Source organism: Pararoseomonas sp. SCSIO 73927 (genome assembly GCF_037040815.1).
Classification (GTDB): Bacteria; Pseudomonadota; Alphaproteobacteria; order Acetobacterales; family Acetobacteraceae; genus Roseomonas.
Map to the genome: position 1 here is coordinate 1183382 of NZ_CP146232.1, position 22555 is coordinate 1205936.

At 70.8% G+C, this 22555-nt stretch carries 24 protein-coding genes; 6 read left to right on the plus strand and 18 right to left on the minus strand.

Going from position 1 to position 22555, the window contains the following annotated elements; translation table 11 throughout:
* Nucleotides 1-23: 23 nt before the first annotated feature.
* The 13 genes from VQH23_RS05580 to VQH23_RS05640 all read right to left on the minus strand — a co-directional run bounded on the left by VQH23_RS05580 (nt 24) and on the right by VQH23_RS05640 (nt 13489).
* Entirely contained in the window at nt 24-320 is a 297-nt protein-coding gene (locus VQH23_RS05580) for a DUF4286 family protein (protein WP_338664637.1), read from the minus strand.
* Nucleotides 317-1240 (minus strand): dihydrodipicolinate synthase family protein, encoded by a 924-nt coding sequence (locus tag VQH23_RS05585; protein ID WP_338664638.1) that lies wholly within the window; start codon nt 1238-1240, stop codon nt 317-319. The genes VQH23_RS05580 and VQH23_RS05585 overlap by 4 nt, the downstream gene beginning before the upstream one ends.
* On the minus strand, nt 1237-1680 hold the full coding sequence (locus VQH23_RS05590) for a MaoC family dehydratase (RefSeq protein WP_338664639.1): 444 nt from the start codon (nt 1678-1680) through the stop codon (nt 1237-1239). Before VQH23_RS05590 ends, VQH23_RS05585 begins: the two co-directional genes overlap by 4 nt.
* A gap of 4 nt (nt 1681-1684) precedes the next feature.
* Complete coding sequence (locus VQH23_RS05595) at nt 1685-2086, minus strand: MaoC family dehydratase (RefSeq protein ID WP_338664640.1); 402 nt, start codon at nt 2084-2086, stop codon at nt 1685-1687.
* On the minus strand, nt 2083-3246 hold the full coding sequence (locus tag VQH23_RS05600; RefSeq protein ID WP_338664641.1) for an acyl-CoA dehydrogenase family protein: 1164 nt from the start codon (nt 3244-3246) through the stop codon (nt 2083-2085). Before VQH23_RS05600 ends, VQH23_RS05595 begins: the two co-directional genes overlap by 4 nt.
* Nucleotides 3243-4442, minus strand: a complete 1200-nt coding sequence (locus VQH23_RS05605; RefSeq protein WP_338664642.1) for a CoA transferase — start codon at nt 4440-4442, stop codon at nt 3243-3245. The genes VQH23_RS05600 and VQH23_RS05605 overlap by 4 nt, the downstream gene beginning before the upstream one ends.
* 140 nt (nt 4443-4582) lie before the next feature.
* Complete coding sequence (locus VQH23_RS05610) at nt 4583-5359, minus strand: aldolase/citrate lyase family protein (RefSeq protein ID WP_338664643.1); 777 nt, start codon at nt 5357-5359, stop codon at nt 4583-4585.
* 242 nt (nt 5360-5601) lie between these two features.
* Nucleotides 5602-7227 (minus strand): hydantoinase B/oxoprolinase family protein, encoded by a 1626-nt coding sequence (locus tag VQH23_RS05615; protein ID WP_338664644.1) that lies wholly within the window; start codon nt 7225-7227, stop codon nt 5602-5604.
* Nucleotides 7227-9266 carry a hydantoinase/oxoprolinase family protein gene (locus VQH23_RS05620; RefSeq protein WP_338664645.1) on the minus strand — a complete coding sequence of 680 codons (2040 nt, stop codon included), beginning with the start codon at nt 9264-9266 and terminating at the stop codon, nt 7227-7229. The genes VQH23_RS05615 and VQH23_RS05620 overlap by 1 nt, the downstream gene beginning before the upstream one ends.
* A gap of 83 nt (nt 9267-9349) precedes the next feature.
* The gene (locus VQH23_RS05625) at nt 9350-10714 is read right to left on the minus strand and encodes a TRAP transporter large permease (protein ID WP_338664646.1); all 1365 of its coding nucleotides are present in this window, start codon (nt 10712-10714) and stop codon (nt 9350-9352) included.
* Nucleotides 10711-11337 (minus strand): TRAP transporter small permease, encoded by a 627-nt coding sequence (locus tag VQH23_RS05630; RefSeq protein WP_338664647.1) that lies wholly within the window; start codon nt 11335-11337, stop codon nt 10711-10713. The genes VQH23_RS05625 and VQH23_RS05630 overlap by 4 nt, the downstream gene beginning before the upstream one ends.
* Nucleotides 11334-12443, minus strand: coding sequence for a TRAP transporter substrate-binding protein (locus VQH23_RS05635; protein WP_338664648.1), 1110 nt, complete (start codon nt 12441-12443; stop codon nt 11334-11336). Before VQH23_RS05635 ends, VQH23_RS05630 begins: the two co-directional genes overlap by 4 nt.
* A 140-nt stretch (nt 12444-12583) precedes the next feature.
* Nucleotides 12584-13489, minus strand: coding sequence for a LysR family transcriptional regulator (locus tag VQH23_RS05640; protein ID WP_338664649.1), 906 nt, complete (start codon nt 13487-13489; stop codon nt 12584-12586).
* A gap of 611 nt (nt 13490-14100) precedes the next feature.
* Between VQH23_RS05640 and VQH23_RS05645 the strand changes: the two genes are divergently transcribed.
* Both VQH23_RS05645 and VQH23_RS05650 read left to right on the plus strand, forming a co-directional pair.
* Nucleotides 14101-15162 carry an aldo/keto reductase gene (locus VQH23_RS05645; protein WP_338664650.1) on the plus strand — a complete coding sequence of 354 codons (1062 nt, stop codon included), beginning with the start codon at nt 14101-14103 and terminating at the stop codon, nt 15160-15162.
* Nucleotides 15163-15315: 153 nt separating this feature from the next.
* On the plus strand, nt 15316-15729 hold the full coding sequence (locus tag VQH23_RS05650; protein WP_338664651.1) for a nuclear transport factor 2 family protein: 414 nt from the start codon (nt 15316-15318) through the stop codon (nt 15727-15729).
* Between the two features lie 98 nt (nt 15730-15827).
* Here the strand turns inward: VQH23_RS05650 and VQH23_RS05655 are convergent, their stop codons facing one another.
* Nucleotides 15828-16724, minus strand: coding sequence for a LysR family transcriptional regulator (locus tag VQH23_RS05655; RefSeq protein ID WP_338664652.1), 897 nt, complete (start codon nt 16722-16724; stop codon nt 15828-15830).
* Between the two features lie 545 nt (nt 16725-17269).
* Here VQH23_RS05655 and VQH23_RS05660 point away from each other — a divergent pair.
* The gene (locus VQH23_RS05660) at nt 17270-17425 is read left to right on the plus strand and encodes a hypothetical protein (protein ID WP_338664653.1); all 156 of its coding nucleotides are present in this window, start codon (nt 17270-17272) and stop codon (nt 17423-17425) included.
* A 577-nt stretch (nt 17426-18002) separates the two neighbouring features.
* Nucleotides 18003-18635: a hypothetical protein gene (locus tag VQH23_RS05665; RefSeq protein WP_338664654.1), complete on the plus strand. Its 633-nt coding sequence runs from the start codon at nt 18003-18005 to the stop codon at nt 18633-18635.
* A gap of 85 nt (nt 18636-18720) precedes the next feature.
* On the opposite strand, the gene VQH23_RS05670 is transcribed toward VQH23_RS05665, so the two are convergent.
* The 3 genes from VQH23_RS05670 to VQH23_RS05680 are packed head-to-tail and all read right to left on the minus strand — an operon-like array spanning nt 18721 to nt 20829.
* Nucleotides 18721-19074 (minus strand): hypothetical protein, encoded by a 354-nt coding sequence (locus tag VQH23_RS05670; protein WP_338664655.1) that lies wholly within the window; start codon nt 19072-19074, stop codon nt 18721-18723.
* A complete protein-coding gene (locus VQH23_RS05675; protein ID WP_338664656.1) occupies nt 19071-20414 on the minus strand; it encodes a hypothetical protein in 1344 nt (447 codons plus the stop codon). The genes VQH23_RS05670 and VQH23_RS05675 overlap by 4 nt, the downstream gene beginning before the upstream one ends.
* 1 nt (nt 20415) lies before the next feature.
* On the minus strand, nt 20416-20829 hold the full coding sequence (locus VQH23_RS05680; RefSeq protein ID WP_338664657.1) for a hypothetical protein: 414 nt from the start codon (nt 20827-20829) through the stop codon (nt 20416-20418).
* A 337-nt stretch (nt 20830-21166) separates the two neighbouring features.
* Between VQH23_RS05680 and VQH23_RS05685 the strand changes: the two genes are divergently transcribed.
* On the plus strand, nt 21167-21334 hold the full coding sequence (locus VQH23_RS05685) for a hypothetical protein (protein WP_338664658.1): 168 nt from the start codon (nt 21167-21169) through the stop codon (nt 21332-21334).
* A gap of 277 nt (nt 21335-21611) precedes the next feature.
* On the opposite strand, the gene VQH23_RS05690 is transcribed toward VQH23_RS05685, so the two are convergent.
* The gene (locus VQH23_RS05690; protein WP_338664659.1) at nt 21612-21824 is read right to left on the minus strand and encodes a hypothetical protein; all 213 of its coding nucleotides are present in this window, start codon (nt 21822-21824) and stop codon (nt 21612-21614) included.
* A gap of 263 nt (nt 21825-22087) precedes the next feature.
* Here VQH23_RS05690 and VQH23_RS05695 point away from each other — a divergent pair, with 263 nt between their 5' ends.
* On the plus strand, nt 22088-22435 hold the full coding sequence (locus VQH23_RS05695) for a hypothetical protein (RefSeq protein ID WP_338664660.1): 348 nt from the start codon (nt 22088-22090) through the stop codon (nt 22433-22435).
* Nucleotides 22436-22555 lie beyond the last annotated feature (120 nt).

Sequence of the window (22555 nt, forward strand, 5' to 3'; positions counted from 1 at the left end):
ATGCTAGCAGGAAACAGGCCGGATCAGGCGCCCAATGGGGCCAGCACCTGGCGCCGGAAGTTCCGGATATGGGGCGTGAGGTGCATGAAGCCCTTCGCCGCGTGGAACTCCGGCGTGTCATAGACCCAGGGGCCGGCGATCTCGTAGACGGCGGCGTAGCGGGGGCCGCCATCGTCCACCGTGTAGCGGCGGGCGGAGAGCCAGCCGGGGCAGGCGAGCAGGTCGGGGATGTGGCTCTCCACGTACCAGCGGTTGAACTCCTCCTCCACCGCCGGGTCCACGTCCACGCGGACGATGTGCAGCCAGGGCGCCTCGCTCACGGCATCACCCCGGCACCGGTCAGCGCGGTGCGCAGGGCGTGGAGCTCCGCCGCGTCCAGCACCGGCAGGGGGGCGCGGCAGGCGGGCACGGGAAGGCGGCCGAGGAGATGGAGGCAGGCCTTGAGGCGCGGGGTGGCCAGGCCCGGCGGCGCGGTGCCGTAGATCGCCTTGGCCAGCGGCGCGAGGCGCTCGTGCAGGGTGCGGGCCGCGGGCAGGTCCCCTGCCCTCACGGCCCGGTCCAGCGCCACCACCAGCTCCGGCACCACGGCCGCGAGGCTGACGAGGCTGCCGACGGAGCCGGCCAGGAAGCAGGCGAAGAGGTGCTCGTCGCCCGAGGCCATGACGGCCACCTCCGGCCGGGTTTCCGCCACCACGCGGCGGGTCTCGTCGTAGGCGGCGGAGTCCCAGCTGCCTTCCTTGATGCCCACGAGCCTCGGCAGGCCCAGCAGTTCCTTCAGCAGCGCGGGCGGGAAGTGCAGCCCGCCGGAGCGGACGTGGCCCTGGAATAGGAAGAGGGGCAGGTCCGTCGCATCGTGGATGGCCTGGTGGTGGCGCAGCACCACGCGGGGATCGACGCCCAGGCCCCAGGAATAGGGGGCGAAGACCATGATGGCGTCGGCGCCCTCGGCCGCCGCGTCCCCCGCCTGGGCGGCGGCAATGGCGCTGGATTCCGCCATCACGCCCGCCACTATGGGGGCCTTCCCGGCCGCCTCGCGGCAGAGGCGCACCACGCGGCGCAGCTCCTCGCGCGTCAGGAAGGCGTTCTCGCCGGCATGGCCGTTGATGAGCAGGCCGTGCATGCCCTCGCAGGACAGCACGGCGCGGACATGCGCGGTCAGCCCGCCCTCGTCGATCGCCCCGTCCTCCCGCATCGGCAGGATGATGGAGGCGTAGAGGCCGTGGAAGCGTTCGGCGTTCATGCGGCGGCCTGTGCGGGCTTGGGGCGGGGATACTTCAGCGTGGCGCGGGCCTTCAGCACCTCCAGCCCCTCCTCATTCCGGCAGCTGCCTTCCCACACGATCGTGCGGGTGTCCGGGTGGCTCTCGGCGATCCACACCTCCACGGTCAGGGTGTCGCCGTAGAAGACCGGGCCGGTGAACCAGAAGCGGTCCTCGATGGAGACGCCGATGGTGCCGGCGAGTTCGGCCGTCAGCACGCTGGTGCAGAGGCCGGCCACCATGATGCCGGGCGCGAGGCGCCGGCCGAAGCGCGTACCGGCCGCGTAGCCGTCATCCACGTGCACCGGGCCGAAATCGCCGGTGGCCGCGATGTAGAGGGCGCCGTCCGCCTCAGTGACGGTCTTCGTCATCGCCGCGCGGTCGCCGACCGAAAGGCTGTCGAAGGGCTTCAGGTCGTACATGGCGTCAGGCCGCCGCGCGGAAGGGCAGCAACTCGGCCTCGCCCTCCATCACCGCGCCGAAGCCGTCCAGCGTGCCGGTAAGGCGGAGCGTCAGCGCGTCACCCTCGGCGGCCGTGACCTCGGCGGCGGCCTCTACGCTGCCGCCCACGGGCACGGGGGCGAGGAAGCGCAGGTCCACGCGACCGATGCGGCGGGACGGGCCGCCGATGCGGGAGAGGCAGGTGGTGGCCAGCGCGCCGATCACCAGCTCGAAGGCGATCATCCCCGGCGCGCCCTCCGCCTTGGCGCGGCTGGCGTCCACGTAGAGGGCGCCGAGGTTGCCGGAGATGCCGGTGAATAGCGCCTGCTCCGCCGTGGTGAGGGTCTTGCGGAAGGCGACCCGCGTGCCGACAGACACCTCGCTCACAGGGACAGCCCGTTCTTCATCACGCCGCGGGCGACGAGCATGCGATGGATCTCCGATGTTCCGTCATAGATGCGGGTGACGCGGGCGTCGCGCGCGATGCGCTCCAGCGGCAGCTCCTTGCTGTAGCCGGCGCCGCCGAAGAGTTGGATGCCCCGGTCCGCCACGCGCCCCAGCATCTCCGAGGCGTAGAACTTCACCATGGAGACCTTGTCGCGGGGGTCGCGGCCCTGGTCGATCTCCCACGCGGTGTTCAGCACCATCATGCGGGCGGCGAAGATCTCGGCCGCGCTGTCCGCGATCATGGCCTGCACCATCTGGAACTCGCCGATGGCCTGGCCGAACTGGCGACGCTCGGTCGCGTGGGTCCGCATCATCTCCAGCACGCGCCCGGCCATGCCGACGCAGCGGGCGCCGATATGGCCGAGCCGGATTCCGGAGACGCTGCTCATGATAAGCTTGAAGCCGCCGCCCAGCTCACCGAGGATCGCGTCCTTCGGGATGCGGCACTCGTTGAAGGCCAGCTCCGCGTGGCCGTAGCCGCGGTGGCCCATCATCGGCTGCTTGCGCGCCACGGTGAAGCCGGGCGTGCCCTTGTCCACCAGGAACAGGGTGATGCCGCCGCGGGCGCGCTTCTCGCGGTCTGTCACGGCCATGACGATGGTGTAGTCGGCGATGTCGCCGTCGCTGATGTAGTGCTTCGTGCCGTCGATCACCCACTCCTCGCCGTCCAGCCGCGCGGTGGTGCTGATGGAGGCGGCGTCCGATCCCGCCCCCGGCTCAGTGATGGCCATGGCGACGATCTTCTCGCCCGCTACGGTCGGCAGCAGGTACTTGTCGCGCTGGTCCCCCTTGCAGGCCAGCAGCATGGGATAGACCTGGCCGAACACGCGGCGGATGAGGGCGTCGCTGGTGCGGCCCAGCTCCTCCTCCACCAGGCACATCTCCAGCACGGAGAGGCCGCCGCCGCCGACATCCTCCGGCATGTTCATGGCGAACAGGCCGAGTTCCTGCGCTTTCGCCTTCAGGGCGCGCAGCTTGTCGGCGGGCACCTCGCCCAGCGCCTCCACCTCGGCCTCCAGCGGCTGCACCTCCTGCGTCACGAAGCGGCGCACGGTATCCGTGAGGAGGCGCGTGTCCTCGGGGATGGAGAAGTCGATCATGCGAGGGCTTCCGGCCAGTTCACGGCGCCGTCGCGCTTCATCCCCTCCATCTCCTCCGGCGTGAAGCCGAGCTCCGCGAGGATGTCGCGGCTCTGGGCGCCGAGAGGCTGGGGAACGAGGCGCACACGCGGCACCTCGCCGTCGTAGCGGGCGGGGTGGGAGATCAGGGTGACGGGATGGCCGGTCGCGCCATCCGTGGTGATGAAGGCACCGAGGTGCTGCAGCTGCGGATCGGATTGCAGGTCCTCGTAATCCTGCATCGGCGCGTGCCAGACCTTGTGCTTTTCCAGCCCCGGCAGCCACTCGGCCGTCGGGCGCTGCGGCAGGCGCTCCGTCACGAGGCGCGCGATCTCCTCCCGCCGCGCGAAGGCGTCGCCCTCGCTCATTGCTGCCAGCTCCGGCACGTCCAGCGCCTGCCCGATGACGCCGGGCGGGGACATGGACAGCGCGAGGTGCCCGTCCGCCGTGGCGTAGATGCCGTAGGGCCCGCCGCTGAACCAGGAGGCGATACCCCCCGGCCCGCGCGGGGAGGCGGCGCGGGCGCCGTTCACCCAGGCCGTCAGCGCCTCCGTCTGCAGGTCCAGCGCCGCCTGGAAGAGGTTCACCTCCACCAGCCGCCCCTTCCCCGTCCGCTCCCGCGAGAACAGGGCCGCCAGGATCGCCATGGCATAGATCATCGCCGCGTGCTGATCGACGACTACCGCGCCCACGGGCGTCGGCGGCCCGTCCGCGCGCCCTGTGCGGGCGGCAAGGCCGGACAGCGCCTGAAGCAGCAGGTCCTGGCCGGGACGGTCCTTGTAGGGGCCGGAGGAACCGTAGCCGTAGGCCGCCGCGTAGATCAGCCGCGGGTTCGCCTCGCGCAGCGCCTCATACCCCAGGCCCAGCTTCTCCATCGTGCCGGGACGGAAGTTCTCCATCACCACGTCGGCCCCCCGTAGCAGCCGCGCGACCACCTCGCGCCCGGCGGTGCTCTTCAGGTCCACGGCCAGGCTGCGCTTGTTGCGCCCGGTGGAGAGGAAATTGACGCTCTGCCCGCCCACGAAGTGGTTCGCCACCGCCCAGTTCCGGTGGAACGCCCCCTCCGGCGGCTCCAGCGCGATCACGTCCGCGCCGAGATCCGCCAGGATCTGCGCCCCCAGCGGCCCCGCCAGGAAGTGGTTGAAGCTGACGACCTTGATGCCGGCGAGGAGATCCATCCGACGCCCAATCCTCCGAGAAGGCCCGAGCGGCGGGCCGAGGCGCAGGATGGCCGCACGCGGCGCGGCCCCCAAGGGGCCGCACAATTCGGAATCAGGGCAGGGCTATAGGCCGGGAGAATGCCCCGCGGCCGCCATCCTCACGCCGCCCGCGCCTTCAGCCGCTCGGCCAGCGCCACGCCGCCATCCACCAGCAGGTTGATGTCGTTCGTCGCGACGATGAGGCTGGCCCCCAGGTCGAAGCCCAGCGGGCCCAGCAACCGCTCCGGCACCCCGATCACCGCGAAGCGCAGCCCCTGCGCCCGCGCCGCGGCGGCCACGCGGGCGAAGGCCGCCAGCACCGTTGGGTGGTCCAACTGCCCGGGGAGGCCAAGATCGGCGGCCAGGTCGTTGGCGCCCACCATCAGCGCGTCCAGCCCAGGGGTGGCGGCGATGGCTTCCGCGGCTTCCAGCCCGGCGCGGCTCTCGATCATCGGGATGATCACGGTCGCGGCCTCGGCCTCCTCCATGAAATCCGGCGCGGGCGGCATGCGGTAGCCGAAGCCTGGCAGCGGCGCGGGCAGGGAACGGCGGCCGGCGGGGGCGAAGCGGCAGAGATCGACGATGCACGCGGCCTCCTCCGGCGTGTCGACATGCGGCACCACCACTCCGTCCGCGCCCACGTCCAAGGCGCGGGCCAGGTCGGGGTGATGCGGCCCGCCCACGCGGATCAGGGCGGGAAAGCCCGCCATGCGCGCGGCGACGGCAAGGTTCCCCGCCTCCCCGATCGTGATGGGCGAGTGCTCCAGATCGACCAGCAGCAGATCGAAGCCGGTGCTGCGCGCCACCAGCACCACTTCCGGCGTCCGCACGATGCAGGCGGCGAGCGCGAAAAGTCTCTCACCTCTCGCCAGGCGGGCGCGCAACAGGTCGGGCATGGTCGTCTCCGGAATCGTTCGGGACGATGACACGCACGCCAGGGGCGGCGCGGCAAGACCATGCCTGCCAGGGGCGCTGCGGCGCGATCCAGGCTGAGGGCGCGTGCTCACCCTTTCCTGAAATTGGCCACGATGACCCTCCGAGCAGAGGGTACGCGACCATGTCAGGTGCGCATGAGCACGCCTTTCAGGAGCAGGTCGTCGACCCAGCGCGGTCCTGCCAACCTGCCAAGCGGCTCGTGCTATGCCACCGTGTAGCCGAGTGCTTCGTCGGACCGGCGCGCGGCCTCCGGGCGCAAGGCCGGGTCGCCATAGCCGCCGCCGCCGGAGGTCTCCAGCCGCACCACGTCGCCCCGGCGCAGGCGCAGGTTGTTGACCTTCGAGCCATGGGCCGTGCGCTCCCCGTCGCGGGTGACGAAGAGGCGCCCCTCGCGCCCCGCCTCGCCGCCCTCCAGCCCGTAGGGGCGGTGGGTGAAGCGCTCCAGGTTGGCGGTGAAGATCGCCTCCGCGCTGTCGATCCGCCACTCCCGGAAGAGGCCGAGGCCGCCACGGTGCCGCCCCGCACCGCCAGAACCGGGCAGGAGGCCGTAGGCGGTGACGGTGAGGGGCAGCTCGCTCTCGATCATCTCCGCGGGGATGTTGAAGTTGTTGTGCATGCCGAAGGTGTAGCCGGAAAGCCCATCCGCGTCGGCATAGGCGCCGCTGCCGCCCACCTCGATTTCCACGAGCACGCCGCGCTCCCCCTCCTCGTTGATCGTCTGGAAGGAGCAGACGTAGGAAACGCCGTAATAGGCCGCCGGCACGCGGCCGGGGATGGCCTGGTGCAGCGCGCCGAGGATGGTGGTGGCCAGCCGGTGCGTGACGGCGACGCGGTTCGCCACGGGCGCGGGATGGCGGGCGTTCACGATCAGCCCTTCCGGCGCGATCGTGCGGATGGGGCGGTAGCAGCCGGCGTTGGCCGGGATCTCCGTGTCCGCGATCGCCATGATGCAGTAGGAGACGGCGGAGGAGGAGGAGGCAAGGGTGGCGTTCACCGGCCCCACAGCCTGCCTGCCGCAGCCGGAGAGGTCCACCGTGATCTCTTCGCCGCTCACCTCCACCGCGGCGTGGATGCGGATCGGGTCGGCGGAGATGCCGTCATTGTCGAGGAAGTCCTCGAACTCGTAGCGGCCGTCGGGGATGCGGGCGATCATGGCGCGCATGGCGCGCTCGCTGCCGTCCAGCATCCGCCCGCAGGCCTCGACGAAGGCACTGACGCCGGTGCGCGCTGCAAGTCGGCGGATATTGGCCTCGCCCACCGACAGGGAGGCGAGCTGGGCCTGCAGGTCACCCCAGAGCATGTCCGGGCGGCGGACGTTCTGGCGCATCATCGCCAGGATGTCCTCGTCCAGGGTGCCCGCCTTCACCAGCTTCAGCGGCGGGATACGGAGCCCCTCCTGGAACACCTCCGTCGCAGCGGCGGCGTAGGACCCGGCGGCCATGCCGCCCATGTCCAGGTGGTGGCAGAGCGTGCCGACGATCGCCACGCGGACGCCATCCACGAAGACCGGGCGGAAGGCCAGGATGTCCGGGATGTGCTGGCCGCCGCAGTACGGATCGTTGGTGATGACGACGTCGCCGTCCTTCCATCGCTCGGCGGGCAGGTGGTCGCGCAGCACGGTCAGCAGCCCCGCGCCCATGGAGTTCAGATGCTGCGGAATGCGCGCGGCCTGGGCGATGTTCTCGCCGTTCCCGTCGAAAATGGCGGTGGAGTAGTCCAGCAGTTCCCGCACCACGGTGGAGCGGCTGGTGCGCCAGACCGTCACGTCCATCTCGGCGGCCGCGGCGGTGAGGGCGTTGCGGAGGATCTCGAGCGCGACGGGGTCCATCAGACGGCCTCCTTCATATCGACTTTCCTGGCGATGAGGGTGCCTTCGGGGCCGGGCGAGAGGTTCCAGCCCTCGGTGACGAGGATGGTCGTGTACTCCTCCTCCACGAGCGCGGGGCCGGCAACGGGGCCCTCGATCCGCTCGCGCTGGTGAACGGGCACGCTGCGCCAGGCGCCGCCGAGCCAGATCTCGCGCGGCTCCGGCACGCGCTCCGCGCCGAGGCCGGAGGCGCGGGCGGCCTGGACCTTCGGCAGCACGCCTGTCACGGCCATGCGCAGCGCCACCAGCTCCACCGGCGCACCGGGGTTGGAGTAGGAGAAGCGCGCGGCGTGCAGGGCGTGGAAGGCTTCCAGCAGGGCGGGCAGGCCCGGCGCGTCGGGCCAGGGCACGACCAGCTCGAAGGCCTGGCCGTGGTAGCGAAGGTCGGCGGAGACGGCGAAGCGGCGGTCGGGTTCCGGCACGCCGTCCGCGGCCAGCAGGGTCTCACCGCCCTGGCGCAGCGCGGCGATGGCCTCCTCGATCCAGGGCAGGGCCGCCCCGTCCAGCGGCATGACGCGGGAGCGGGCGAGGTCGTGGACGATGTCGGAGTGCAGGATGCCGAAGGCGGAGAAGGTGCTGGCATCGGCGGGGAAGACCACCTCCGCGATGCCTAGCTCCTCTGCCACGGGCACGGCGTGCAGACCGCCGGCACCACCGAAGGAGAGGAGGGCGAACTCGCGGGGGTCCAGCCCCTTCTCGAAGAGGGAGAGGCGGGCGGCGGCAGCGAGGTTGGTGTCCGTGACCGCCAGCATTCCCTCGGCGGCGCCCTCCATCGCCAGGCCGAGCGGTGCGCCGACCTTCTCCGCGATGGCGCGGCGCGATCCTTCCTGGTCCAGCTTCATGGCGCCGCCGAGGAAGAAGCGGGGATCCAGCCGGCCGAGGGCGATGTTGGCGTCCGTCACCGCCGGCTCCGTGCCGCCGCGGCCGTAGCAGACGGGACCGGGGCGGGACCCCGCGCTGCGCGGGCCGACGCGGAGGCGCCCCGCCTCGTCCACCGAGGCCAGGGAGCCGCCGCCGGAGCCGATGGTGCGGATCTCCACCATGGGCAGGCGCACGGGCAGATTGTCGATCTCGCCCTGGGTCATCAGCGTCACCGCGCCGTCCCGCACCACGCAGACGTCGTAGCTGGTGCCACCCATGTCCACGCCGAGCAGGTTGGGGCGGCCGAGGCTCTCTGCCATGCGCAGCGTGGCCAGCGCGCCGCCGGAGGGGCCGGAGAGGAGCAGGCGGGCCGGCTGGCGCTTCGCCACCTCCGGGCTGCACACGCCGCCATTGGACTGCACGAGGAGAAGGCGCGCGACGAGTCCGGCCTCCGCCATGCGGCGCTCCAGCCGGTCCAGGTAGTTCCCCACCACGGGCATGAGGAGGGCGTTCAGCACGGTGGTGGAGGAGCGCTCGTACTCCCGGATTTCCGGGCTGATGTCGGAGGAGAGGGAGACGGGAAGGCCCGTGGCGAGCAGGGCCTCCGCCACCATCCGCTCATGCGCGGGGTTCACATGCGCGTGGAGGAGGCAGACCGCCACGGATTCCGCGCCCAGCGCCGAGAGGCGGGGCAGCACGGCGTCCAGCTTGGCCGGGTCCAGCGCCGTTTCCACGCTGCCATCCCCCCGCAGCCGCTCCGGCAGGCCCAGGCGCCGGTCGCGGGTGATCAGGGGCGGTTCCTTGTGCGGGCGCAGGCCGTAGATGTCGCGCCGGCCGTGGCGGCCGATCTCCAGCACGTCCTCGAAGCCCGCGGTGGTCAGCAGCACGCCCTTGGCGAGCCTGCGCTCCAGCACCGCGTTGGTGGCGATGGTGGTGCCGTGCAGTAGCAGGCGGATGTCGTGCAGGGCGAAGCCGAAGCGGCCTGCGGCCTCCGTGATGCCGGTGAGGAGGCCGATGGAGGGGTCCTCCGGCGTGGTCGGCGTCTTGAGGCTGCGGAGCGCGCCGGTGCGCTCGTCGAGGATCTGCAGGTCGGTGAAGGTGCCACCGATGTCGATGCCGATCCGGATGAAGGGTTCCATGGTTCGGGGGACCTCCGGGCAAGGTGGGGGCGTCGCGCGCCCAGGGGGTGCGCGTGCCGTTGGGTCGGAAGGGGTCCGGACGCTCAGCCCATGAAGGTGAGCGGCCAGAGGGCGATGGCGGGCCAGATCAGCAGCAGGCCGACCGCGACGAGATAGGCGAGGAGGAAGGGCATGACGCCCGCGAAGACGTCCGTGATCGGGCCGCCCTTCGGTCGCATCCCCTGCAGCACGTACATCACCGTGCCGTCCGGCGGGCTGATCTGGGCAATCTCCACCAGCATCGTCACCACCACCCCGAACCAGATCGGGTCGTAGCCGAGGGCGACGACGATCGGGAACACCACCGGCACGGTGGTGATGATCATGGAGAAGCCCTCCATGAAGGTGCCGAGGGCGAAGTACATGCCGATGATGGCGAGCATGATGGCCCAGGGCGGAACGGGCAGGTTGGCGATCACCTGCGCCAGGGCCTGGGGCACGTTGATGAGCGTGAGGATGTAGTTCAGCAGGTAGGCGCCGAGGATGATGAGGCCGAGGAGGGCCGTATTGCGCGCGGTGGCCTCGGCGGAGGCGTTGAGCATGGCGAAGGTGAGCTTGCGCTCGAGCGCCGCGAAGAGGAGCGATCCGGCGACTCCGAGCGCCGCCGCCTCCGTCGGCGTGGCGTAGCCGCCGTAGATGGAGCCGAGCACCATGACGATGAGGGCGATGGTGGGCACCAGCCCGACGAGGGAGCGCAGCTTGACCGAGAGCGGGAGCGGTGGCGGCCGGTCCAGCGGGTTGCGGACGCCGTGCCAGAAGATGACGGCGATGAAGAGGGCCGTGACGAGGACGCTCGGCAGGATGGCCGCGACGTAGAGGTCGCCGACCGAGGTCTCGGTGATCAGGCCATAGACGATGAAGGTGATGCCGGGCGGGATGAGGTTGCCCATGGCGCCGCCGGCGGCGAGCGAGCCGAGCACCATTCGCTGGCTGTACTTCGTGTCGTTGAAATAGGGCAGCGCGACGGAGCCCATGGTGGCGGCGGTGGCGACCGATGAGCCGGAGATGGCGGAGAAGAGCGCGCAGGAGGCGATGTTGGTGTGCAGCAGCCCGCCCGGCAGCCGGTTCAGCCAGACATTGAGGGAGCGGTAGAGCCGGTCCGAGAGGCCGGCGCGCAGCAGGATCTCGCCCATCAGCAGGAAGAGGGGCACGGCGATCAGGACGAAGTTGCTGGACGGCCCCCAGAAGGTCTGGCCGGCGAAGAGCCAGAAGGGGCGGTCCGAGAAGAGCAGGCCGGTGAGGAGGGCGAGGATGCCGAGCACGGCGGCCACGTGCACGCCGGAGCCGAAGAAGACGACGAAGACGGCGACGAGGCCGAGGATCTCCGCGATCGGCAGGGGCTGGCCCGTGCCGGCGGCGGCGAAGACGAGGACGCCGAGAAGCGAGAGGAGGAAGACGATGGCGATCATGCCGGGTGCTCCTCCCGCGCCATGGCCACGGCCTCCAGCGCCTCCTGCGTCTCGTCGTCGACCGAGCGGGCGCCGAGCAGGGCGTCCACCTCTTCCGGCAGACCCAAGGCGAGGGCGAGGACGGCCTCCAGCAGCAGCACGAGGGTCATCGCCAGGAAGGCGAGCAGCCCGAAGGCCCAGATGCCCTGCGGAATGTCCAGGGGCACGCGCAGCGCGCTGTTGTCATGCGCGTCGAACAGAATGGATTCGTCCAGGATCTGCCAGCCCGCCCAGGCGACGAAGCCGGCGAAGCCCGCCAGGAAGACCAGGGACAGCACGTGCAGCCGGGCGCGCCAGGCCAGCGGCATGCGGTTCACCAGCACGTCCACGCGGATATGGGCGCGCCGGGCCAGGGTATGCGCCAGCGCCCAGGCGATGCCGCAGGCCAGCATGTAGGAAGAGATCTCGACCGTGGCGGAGGAGGAGACGCCGAACAGGCTTCGCCCGATCACGTCGAAGGTGATGAGGGCGGCGCAGGCCACGTAGTTCCAGCCGGCCAGGTAGGCCATGACGGCCGCGACCGCCGAAACGCCCCGGGTAAGGCCCCGCGCCGCCCGGAGGGGCGCGGGGATCGTGCCGCTCAACGGCGGTACTCCACGCCGCCGATGGGGGCGACGATCCCGTTATAAACCTCGCCGCAGCGCGCGCCGCAGCGGCCCACCCAGTTCGGCAGGATCGTGGTGCGGAAGGTGTTCGTCACCAGCTCCCGGTCTGCCGGCGTCGCGCGCACCAGCGTCATCGGGCGGGGAGACAGCGGGTGCAGCTTGCAGTCCGCGGCCACCCCCGTCGCGCAGGCCAGCCCGTCCTCGGTCGCAACGCGGCCGAGTTCCCAGAGCTTGTCGTTCATCTCGCGGAAGGTGCCCTCCATAAAGGCACGCACCGCGGGGTCCAGCCGGTTCCACCAGGCCAAGTTTACCATGTAGCCCGCCAGAGACCAGGAGAGCGGCAGGTCGGAGATGTGGGTGGAGACCTCCGGCCAGCGCGCGGCGGCGCCGCTGCCCGTGCCGGTCACGGCGCAATCCGCCACGCCCCGCTCCAGCGCCGAGTACACCTCGGGGAAGCCGATCGAGACGGGCTGGGCGCCGAGGCTGGTGACGAGGTCGTTCAGCGAGTTGCCGAAGGTGCGGATCTTGCGGCCGCGCAGGTCGGAGAGGGTGGCGAAGGGCTGGCGGCAGAACAGCACCTGGGCCGGGAAGGGGTAGATTACCATCAGCCGCACCCCGAACCGCTCCAGGTCGCGGTTCGCGGCGGGCAGGATGGCGTCGGCGATCCTCTTCGCCTGCTCGATGCCGGGCGAGAGGCCGGCGAGATCGATGCCGTCGAGGATCGGCACGTCGCCCGAGAGGGTGGAGAGGGTGCCGGCGCCGATATCGGCCTGGCCGGAGCGGACGAGGCGGACGATCTCGGCCCCGCCGAGGTTCCGCTCCGCGTGGGAGGAGAGCTGCATGGTCAGGCGGTTGTTCGTCCGCTGGGCCAGCATGTCCCGCAGGTAGGGCGCGTCCACCCGCGTGTACTGCGGCATGGTCGGCAAGGGCTGGGTCACGGCCGACATGCGGACGGCGGGGCCGGCGGGCAGGCTCTCCGGCATCTGCGCCATGGCGGGCGCGGCGCCAAGGGCCAGGAGGGCCGACAGGGCGGCGCGGGGCAGGAACCCGGCGCGGCGCGCGCGGGGGGTGGTGCTGCGGGTCATGCGTCTCGGTCCTCCAGCTCATGGCGGGCCGTGTCCCTGGCGGTGCCGGGCCGTCCTTCTGGTGAGCGGTCCCTGCCTGGTCGGAGGAGTGCAGCGCGCCAGGCCATAAGGATCAAATCATCAATTCGAACGGCAATCCATCACGCCAGCTTATGGACGGCTGCATAGGCCTTCGCCACTTCGACGCCGATCTGGGCAAGGTTCGGGATCAGGTTGGAATCCGGGGCGGTGCGGTAGGTGGCGGTGAAGCGGATCGGCGGCAGTTCCAGGTCCGCCTTCAGAAGGCGCAGCTCGCCCCGCTCCAGCTCCGCTTTCATCACCTCCGCGGGGATCACGCTGATGCCGATCCCGTCCACCGCCATCCGGATGATGGTGGCGATGGAGGAGGACACGTGAATCCGGGGTGTCCGCATCGTCCTCTCCCGGAAGGCCTGGACGAGGAAGCCGTAATTCGCCGTGTTGCGGGGGTGGGTGACGAAGGCGTGATTGGCCATCGCCTCCGCCGTGACCGGGCCGGGCCCGAGGCCCAGGCGCGGGCTGGCGGCGAAGCAGTGCGGGAAGGCGCAGAGGGGAATGTCGACGAAGTCCTGCTCCGCGATCCCGCCGACGAGGAAAGCGAGGTCGAGCTCCTGGCGCAGCAGGCTGGCCTTCATGCGCGGCGTCAGCTCCACCTCGATGTCGAAGGTGACCTGGGGGTGGGCGCGGCTCACCCGCTCGATGAAGTCCGGCAGCCAGGTTTGCGCGATTGTCTCGGACACGCCCAGGCGAACGATCCCGCTCGCGCCACCGGGGCCGGCGACGGCGCGCATCATCTCCGTCCGCAGCCGCAGCAGCCGGTCCGCGTGGTCCAGCAGGAGCCGGCCCTTCGGGGTGGGGATGGCGGTGCGGCCGGCCCGCTCGAGCAGGCGGCCACCAAACTCCTCCTCCAAGGCCGCGATGCGCTGCGAAACGGCGGGCTGGGTGGTGTAGAGGCGCTCCGCCGCGCGCCCGAAGCTCTGGAGGGTGGCGACCCAGTAGAAGACCTCCAGGCTTCGGAAATCGACCAAGCGGGGACACTCCGGCTCTCGTGGAAGTCGCGCATCGGGGCGGCTGCGGGCAGGGCGGCATGGTCCGACGGCTCAGGGCCAGGCTCAAGGTCGGGTCTCGCCCCCTCGGTCAACACCCGCGACCCCGCCGTCAGAACCTGAAGGCCCTCAACGCTCACACGATGGCCTCAGAACGGCTGCCCCATGGAGCGCGGCACCGTCCGGTTTTCCAATACTGGAAAACTATCGGCCGTTTTCCTGCTCATGCATTCAGCCTTGGCGGATCCCAGCTTGTGCAGCGGGGTGAGCGGCGAATGGCGCGAAAGGAGGTCCGCTATGAATGACTTGCACGTCCAATCGACCAACAGGGCGTGGTGCGAAGCGCTCGGGCGCCGAGGCGTGGAGATCATCCTGAGGGTTGTGACCGACGATGTGACACGCCCTGCCGCCGCCATTCCCCACGCTCACGCCGTGTAGCAGGCGCTTGGCTATCAAAGGCGCCATGCCGCCTTCACCACCGTGATGAAGCCCGACGCGGTCGACGCCGACCAGGGCAGCAACTTTCCACCGACGACCACCACGGAGCCGAGCATGTCGGCACGCGTGCGCGGCCGTGCCCGAAGGAGATGACGATGAAGTACAAAACGCTTGGCAATACTGGCCTCCTAGTCTCGCAGCTCTGCCTGGGAACCATGACGTTCAGTGACGGAACGGGGGTCTATAAATCGATCGGAGATGTCGACCAGCCTGCCGCCGACGGGCTGGTCAAGGCGAGCATCGACGCCGGCATCAACCTCTTCGACACGGCCGATGTCTACTCGGCCGGCGCCAGCGAGCGGACACTCGGCCAGTCGTTGAAGAATCTCGGGATTCCCCGGAACGAGATCGTGCTTGCCACGAAGGTGTACAGCCGGATGGGCCGCGGCCAGAACGACATCGGCGCGTCGCGCGGCCACATCATGGATGCCGTCGAGGCGAGCCTGAGGCGCCTGCAGACCGATCACATCGATCTGTACCAGGTCCACGCCAACGACACCGTGACGCCCGTTGAGGAGACGCTGCGGGCGCTTGATGACCTGGTCCGCCAGGGCAAGGTCCGTTATCTCGGCGTCTCCAACTGGCAGGCGTGGCGGATCGCGACGGCGCTGGGCATCTCGGCCCGCCTCAACCTCGAGCGGTTCAACACGCTTCAGGCTTACTACTCGATCGCTGGACGGGACCTGGAACGCGAGCTCAAGCCGCTGCTCGAAGCCGAGAAGACGGGCCTGCTCGTCTGGAGTCCACTTGCCGGCGGACTTCTTTCGGGCAAGTTCAGCCGCGAGGACCAGTCGCCGGAGGGTTCGCGCCGCTCCTCCTTCGACTTTCCGATCGTCGACAAGGAGCGCGCCTGGAACGTGATCGACGTTCTGAAGCAGGTTGCGGAGGCGCATGGCTGCAGCCCGGCTCGAATTGCCCTGGCGTGGCTGCTGTCAAAGCCCGTCGTGACTTCGGTCATCGTCGGCGCAAAACGGCTGAGCCAACTCGAGGATAACCTCGCCGCGATCGATGTCGTGCTCGATGACGGCGAGATCGCCAGGCTGGACGCGGTCAGCGAGCTTCCGCCGGAATATCCGGGCTGGATGCTTGCCACGCAGGGAGCTGACCGGCTGGGCCTTGTTGATCTGTGGGCGGACAAGACGTCCCGGACATCGTGAGCGGAGTGCGGGAAGCGCCTGCATCACCCCTGCCGCGATCTTCCCCGCACCGGACGCCTCGAGCTGGACGACCGGCGAGTTCTTTGCCGCCCGACAACCATCGATGATCTCGAAGTTCAACCAGGCCGCTTGGAGCGGAACGGAGACACGGACATGACACCCAGCAGCGAGATGACGCCGCGAGAAGTGGCGCAGCACTATCTCGACACCTTCTTCGAAGGAGATGTCGACAAGACACTCGAATGCCTCACCGACGATGTCGCGTGGAAGGTTCAGGGCGCCGGCGACGTACCGATGAGCGGAGTGCGACGCGGTCGAGACGAGGTGCGTGCGTGGATGGCGCTCTTCCCGATGTACTTTGAGGCGCTTGAGTTTCATATCGAACGCACCTTCGACAGCGGCAACCAGGCCGCCGTCACCGGGAATCTCAAGCACCGCATCCTCAGCACCGGCAAGGAGTTCACCAGCGATTTCGCTATGATCTGTTCCGTCCGGGACGGCAGGATCAGCGCCTACAACTTCATCGAAGATTCCTACGCATTGTGGCGGGCCTTTCAGCGCGACTGATGCGTCGGCGGCGCCCGCGGTCCAGCCGGCGGCTCCCCTGCCCTCTGGCCGAGGCATTCGCGGGCGCGCCTCGGGGCCATCGATGCGCCCGCTGCAGTTCAGATGCTTGTCTCATGGCCGGAGAGCGCCGGGTTCGCTGCCATCACTTGATCCGCGAGAAAATCGCTGACGGCCCGAACCCGGGCGGAGGCGACAAGGTCCGCATGGGTCACCAGCCACACCTCGGCGCTGAACATCTGATCTGGCGGGATGAGGCGGACAAAATCATCCTCAACGGCCAGGAAATCCGGGATCACGGCCAGCCCTAGTCCGGCGCGCACTGCCGCGATCTGGGTTGGAAGGCTGCTCGTGACGAGCGCGATCTTACAGCCGGGATGCTCCCGACTGAGCCAAGCCGCAGCGGGCATGTAGGCGTGGCTGTCGTCCCAGGCGATGAAGTGTCGGCCGCCGAGCGGCTCTCCTTCTATGACGGGGTGCTTCTCGACGTAGTCCCTGCTGCCATAGACCGAGTAGGTCATGTGACCGACGCGCCGGACCTTCAGGTTCCCTCGCGTCGGCCGGACGACCCGGAGTGCGATATCGGCCTCACGACGGCCAAGCTCGGCGGCAACGGTGCTTGTGACGATTTCCAGGCAGATGCCCGGGTAACGGTCCCTGAATGCAGGAAGGGCAGGAATGATCAGGTCCGTCGCGAGGTTCTCCGAGGTCGCCAGCCGCACAGTCCCAGTCGGCTTCTTGTCGAGGCCTGCTGCGCCGCGTTCCAGCGCCATAACGCTGTCCTCGACAAGCTCGGCATGGCGAAGCACCACACGCCCCTCGTCCGTGAGGAAGTAGCCTGTCTGATGCCGCTGGAAGAGCGTCATCCCGATACTCGCCTCCAGCTCGGCTATGCGGCGGCTGACAGTAGATTGGCTCACCCGGAGATCCGCCGAGGCCTGGGTCAAGCTGCTACTCCTCGCTACGGCGAGAAAGTACCTGAGATCATTCCAGTCCATTTCCTGTCGCCTACTCCGTGGCCCCCATTCCTGAAGCCTTGTCGGTTCCCGGAGCGGCGGCAATCCCGGTTCACGTGCTTACCGATGACGCCCTGCAGCCTGTTCGAAGGACGGCGGGGTCGGCCAGAAGCCTTGCACACGTTTCGTGCGCATGACAGGCCGGGCACGCCGCTCGGCCCGGTCGAGGGCTGGTTCCCTGGAGACCGCAGCCGATGGTGTGCTCGCCTCCGACCAGGGGAGGATGCCGGGCCCGGGGAAGCCCTCCAACCCGTCAGCAGCCGCCCGAGCGGCGAGGATGGTCCATCGACCTCAGCTGAGCCGGGCTGGCAGAAACTATACACCCCGGGAAGGGTGATCGATGCGGGTGCGAGCGTAGCGAGAGCGTGCTGGCATGGCCGGAACCTCGTGGAGGCACGCTGGACGGCTATGTATTCCCGAGCCGATCCAGGAAGGCACACCAGCTCTGAACGCGCCAAGATGCCCGCCTCTTGGGCGATTGGGTCGAGGCGATCGGGCTTGCCCGCTCAGCCTACGACACCCACTGCATGCGCCGGACCCAGGTCGCCCTCCTCGACAAGTGGACCGGCAACCAATTGGCTGTGCGGATGCTGCTCGGACGGACGAAGCTGGAGAGCACGGTTCGGTACCTGGGTGTCGATGCCGACGAGGCCCCCACCCTGTCCGTGTTCAGCGAGAGCTGACCGGCTCTGCGGACTTCTCCAAGCGGCTCGGGGCGGCATGCCGTCCCGAGCCGCCCCAAGACGGCTCTCCAGGCTGAAGCGCGCCCACGTCGGCGATGGGCATGTCGCTGGCGGCTTCTGAATAGGGACGGTCGCGGCCGACCGTCGGGCGCATGGCGGCGGTGTCAGCAGCATCCGCTCAACGGCTTGCAGCAGGAGGCTGAGGCCTTAAGCTCCCCCTCCGCCCGGTGGCGCGGCTTGCAGATCGCCGGACGGGGCGCGAGCTCGATCACCGCGCCAGGGGTACTCTCCATCACCCGGCGCTTGGCCCCGTCCGGGGACGACCTGCCGCCGCTGCCCGGCTATCCGGACCTGCCGGACGGCACCGGAGAACGGTGATCCGCGCCGCGTCCCATGGCTTGCGTCATCTCATGGCGGAGCCGGGCACCGCTTGCTGGACCAGCTCCGACCATTCCGACATGCCATCGGCGTTCCGCCGGGCGCGCAGGCGTGTCCCCGGCGCCCGCCGCGCTGCCAGGATGGCGGGCGGCGCCGCAGTCGGTCATGCTCGCCGCGGCCGGTACGAAGGGGACAGTCCGTGAGCGAGACACGTCTTTGTTCCCCGACCGCGAGCCTGCTGGCCGCCGCGCTGCTCGGCCTGGGACCGGCACTCGCGCTGGACGCGGACACGGAGGCCACGTTGCTCAAGCAGAGCCCGCTCGTCGTGTCGGCCGAGGCGGAGGCGATGCCCCGGATGGGATCCATCTGCTGGGTGCTCCTCGTCGCGGCAGGGCGGGCGGGAGACGCGGCCGTGGTGCGCGATGAGGCCCATGTCGCGCCCGCCATCCGGCGCTGCGCGGGCCTGCCGCCGTCGGTCCTGGCCGGCGCCGACGGTCCACCCTCCGAGAGGGTGGCGTCGCTGCTGCCCGGCCACCGCTGCATGGCCCTGGTCGGCGGGCAGGCGCCGGCGCGCGGCGGGCCGACGCCCCTCCTCGAGGCACCGAGGCCGGACAGCCGCCGCCTCGGCCCGGCGACCGACCCGGTCATCGTGGCCGACCCCCTGAGGATCAGGAATGGCCACGCGCGGGCGCTGCGTCGCGACGGCCAGCCCGGCTGGATCCGGCGCGACCGGCTGCGCGAGTGGACCGTGGCGGCCTCCCCGGGTCTGCGCTGCCTGCCGGCGCGCATGGCGGACGGCTCGCTCGGCTTCACTTTCGCCCACCCCGGGTGAGGCGCCGACCCCGGGCGAGGGTCTTCGTCGTGCTTGCCGCGCGCCTCGGCGCGGCTTTCCTGCCGCCGGCCGAAACGGCGCGTCCTCAGCCCCCCGCAGCGGCGCTGAACGGTTCGCCCTCGTCGTTCGCGCAGGCCGTGGCCTGACGCCGGTCCTCCGCCGCCGCCCGCGCCGCGGCGACCGAGGCGGCTGCGAGGGTTGCGAGGAGCAGCAGCGTCGCCGCGGGCCGCCGGCGGGAGGCGGTTGCCAGCAGCGCGACGGTGCCGAGGACGAGGGCCGGCACCGCGAGCAGCAGGACGCGGATCGGCCCGTCGCAATCGATGGTGTCGAGGCCGAGCGCGTCCCGGTGACGGTTGGCTGGGAGCAGCAGGGCGAGAAGCGCCAGCGGCAGGGCTGGCAGCAGGAGCCAGCGGGCCGTGGTACAATACGCCTCCTTCACCCGTCCTCCCCGTCGCCGAGCGGCCGCCAGCGCTTCCCCAGCCGGCCGCCGGAGATCTCGATCCGCGACCAGCGCCGCGCCACCGGGTCGCCGGACAGCGTGACCCTGGCGCCCGAGGCGTAGGCCCGCATCTCGCTGTCGCTGAGGCGCAGCGCGCCGGTCCCGTCCTCCGCCGAAGCGAGGGGGTGCCGCGCCGGCTCGCCGCGCAGCCCGGGCGGCAGCGCCGCGTCGATCAGCGCCTGGGCCTCGTCGTCGCCGAAGGCGCCGCGATCGGCCGGGAAGATCGCGGCGGTGCTGGACCACGCGGCGGGATCGCCCCAGCGGACGACGAAGAGGTCCGCGCCCGGCCGCCAGTCCGCGCGGTGGCGCAGCCGCCCCGGATCGCCGCCGGGCGCCCTCTCCCCGTGGTAGAGGGCGAGGTGAACCCGTGCCGCGTGCGCCACGGCAGGGTGGAGGCTCGCCGCCAGCTCTCGCAGCAGGGGCGCCATGCCCTCGACCTTGCCCCGAAGCTCGACCGCGGCCTCGATCGCGATGTCGAGGCGGCCCGCCCGCTCCAGCCGCCGTATGGCCTCCGGCTTCCCGGCCGCGAGCTCGTGAACATGGAAGTCGACGCCGTTGAAGGGCAGGTCGGCCGGCTCGGGGCCGCGGCGGCGCTCGATGATGTCGAGCATCCAGGCCAGCGGGTCGATGCCGGGGTCCTCGCCGAAGTAGCCGCAGCCCGACCAGAAGGGTCCGACGATCCCGGGCCGGGCCAGCTCGACCTCGGTCAGGACCGCGACGATGCCGGGGTCGAGCCGGCCATCCCCTTCCGGATCGCCGAAGCCCCCGCGGCCGAGGGCGCAGGCGATGCAGCCGCGCACCCAGTCGGACGGGTGGTCGATTCCCGGCGGCAGGCCCGGCCCGTCCCAGGCCCGGCCGCCGAGGAGCACCTCCGCCCCCTCGGCGAGCTCGTCCGGCACGCCCGGCAGGGCGCGGGCCCGCAGGTCGCGCAGCCAGGGCAGCAGCACCTCCGGGAAGGGCGGATCGTCGCCCTGCCAGCGCAGTCCGCGTAGCAGGGTGGGGAGGATGTCGGGATGCCCGGCGTGGGCGCGCTCGGCCTCGTCCAGCAGCCAGGCGGCGCGCTGGCGGCGATGCGCGTCGGCCGCGGCGCGGTCCTCGCGCGCGTTGGGCGGGCGCCCGGCGCGGAAAACGCCCATCATCAGCCGCTCCACCGCCGATGCCCGGGTCTCCGGGTCGGGGTGGTCCAGGTAGGCGGCGACGCGGGGGTACCACGCCTCCCACTCGGCCGGGGTCAGCCGGTGAAGCGGGGTCTCGCGCAGGGCCCGGAAGGCGGCGTCCACGCTACCGCGCCCCCCGCACGGCGCGGGTGATGGCGGCGCGCACCGCCGGGCTCCGCACCACCTCGTGACAGTGCAGCACCGGCATGGGTGTCAGCGGGTCGGCCACCGGCCCGTCGCCGCGCCCCTGCGGCACCGGGCGCCGCGCCGCCTCCGCCACGACGGCATCGCCCAGCGCGCGCCAGGTCGCGAGATCGCCGCCGCGCTCCATCACCGCGCGAGTCCACAGGAAGCCCTCATCGCGCAGCCTCTCCGGCGTCTGCCGCGTCAGGCAGGCGCCCATGGCGAAGCTCTCCGCGTCGCCCCGCGGAACGCCGCGCCGCGCCTCCGCGGCAGCGGGGGCAGCGAGCAACAGCAGCACGGCCGCCACCGGGGCGGCGGTGCGGGCCCCTGCCCGGCCCTGTTCAACAGCGTTCATCCCGGCCTCCCCGTCCCGCGCAGCTTGACCCGGACCCCGGTCGGACGCCACGGCCGGGAGGAACGCGCGGGCGCCCCCGCCGGAGAACCGCGCCCCGTGACGCACCGCGCCATCGCCCCTCTGGTTCTCGCCGCGCTGGCGGCGCTCCTCGCCGGCCCCGAGCCCTTCGCCGGGCCGGAATGGGCGACTGGGGCGGCGCGGTGGGCACCCTGACCGCGCCGTTCCTGGTGTTCGTGCTCGTCAACCTCGTCGTTTACGTCCTGGCGCGGCTGAACTACGCCGGGCTCGTCGCGGCCACCTTCGCCCTCCTGGCGACGGCGGCGCGGGTGGCTGACGGGTGGGCGCCACCACCGTGGTGTCCGGCCTGCGCACAGCGCTCCTGCCGCGCGAGCACCAGCGCGACCGCTTCGGCCTGCGCACCCGGCGCGCCCACGCCTCGTCGGCAGTTCGCGAGATCGCCGACGCGCTGACACAACCGGTGGAGGAGCAGGAAGGGACGCCGTGAGGTGGACCCGATGGACGACTTCTATGCCAGGCTTGAGGGCTTCGTACCCCTTTCAACGCGCTGATGGCGGGCGGCATAGCGACGCGGGCGGTGGCCGCGCTGGCCCGTCCGCGTTCCTGCACGCCGGGCACCTGTTCCGGAAAGGGGCTACACGGGGGAGTGGAGGACTCGCAGGAGCCTCAACCGAGACCGGAGATGTGTCACGGTGAGGTTCCGGGTCGGTCACCCCCGGCGGACGGCACGTAGCCGACCACCGGTGGCTGCCGGGGAACGGTCGTCAGGGGCGGGACGGGTTGTTCGCCCGGTCGATCGCGCGCCCCGCTGCCTCAGCCGGTCCGCGCGCCGGGTCGAGCGCATCGCGGGTCTGCTGACCGGTGGTGCGGTTCGGGGTCGCGCTCGGGACGGAGGTGTCAGGGTTGCTGCAGGCCACGAGAGAGGTCATCAGGGCCGCGCCGGCAATCCCGGCCAGCACGCTTCGCGAGTACCACATTCTTCCTTCCTCCGCTGTTTGTTGCGCCCTCTACATTTGCGCGACGGCGGGGACCGCAATGAGGGGCCACCGCTGACGTTCTCGTGTGGGAGAGGCGGGGAAGATTGCCGATGGCGTTGGGCGCGGACCGCAGAGAATGACCGCAGCGAATGAGGTGGCATGAGAAGAAAAGCGCATAAACGTCCACCTGCCGCGCCCGACGGCAGGCAGCTCCGGCGATGTTCGGCGGTCTGCCGTGAGAGGATGGGTCGGTGAAGCTGGCTATGACAATCATCGCAGCGCTGGCGCTGGTGGCCCTGGACTTCTTCATCCTGACGGTGATGTTCCTCTACCGCCCGGCGGGCGCCGAGATCCTGGCCGGTGTCATGCTGGCCGGGGCGCTGGCGGCCGTCCTGCTCCGGTGGCGGTGGTTGTTCTTCGCTTCCCAGAACGTGGTGACTGCCGTCACGGTGCTGCGCCTCGTGCAGTGGGAAGGTCCCGAGGAGATCGCGGAGCTCGCCGGGCCGATCCTGTTCGTGCTCCTCCTCGCGCTGGGCAACCTCCTCGCCTGGTTCGTCGCCCGCATCATCCCGCCCCGCCATAGCGGCCTTCGGTTCGATGGGCCAGGATGACGCAGACCACCCTTCAGGCGGCAGGACATCGGGAACTCTCTGCGATGCCATCAGGCCGTCGCCGGGGCCGCGACGTCGTCGTGGACGGGGCTCAGACGGTGCCGATCCCCTAGCCAGAAG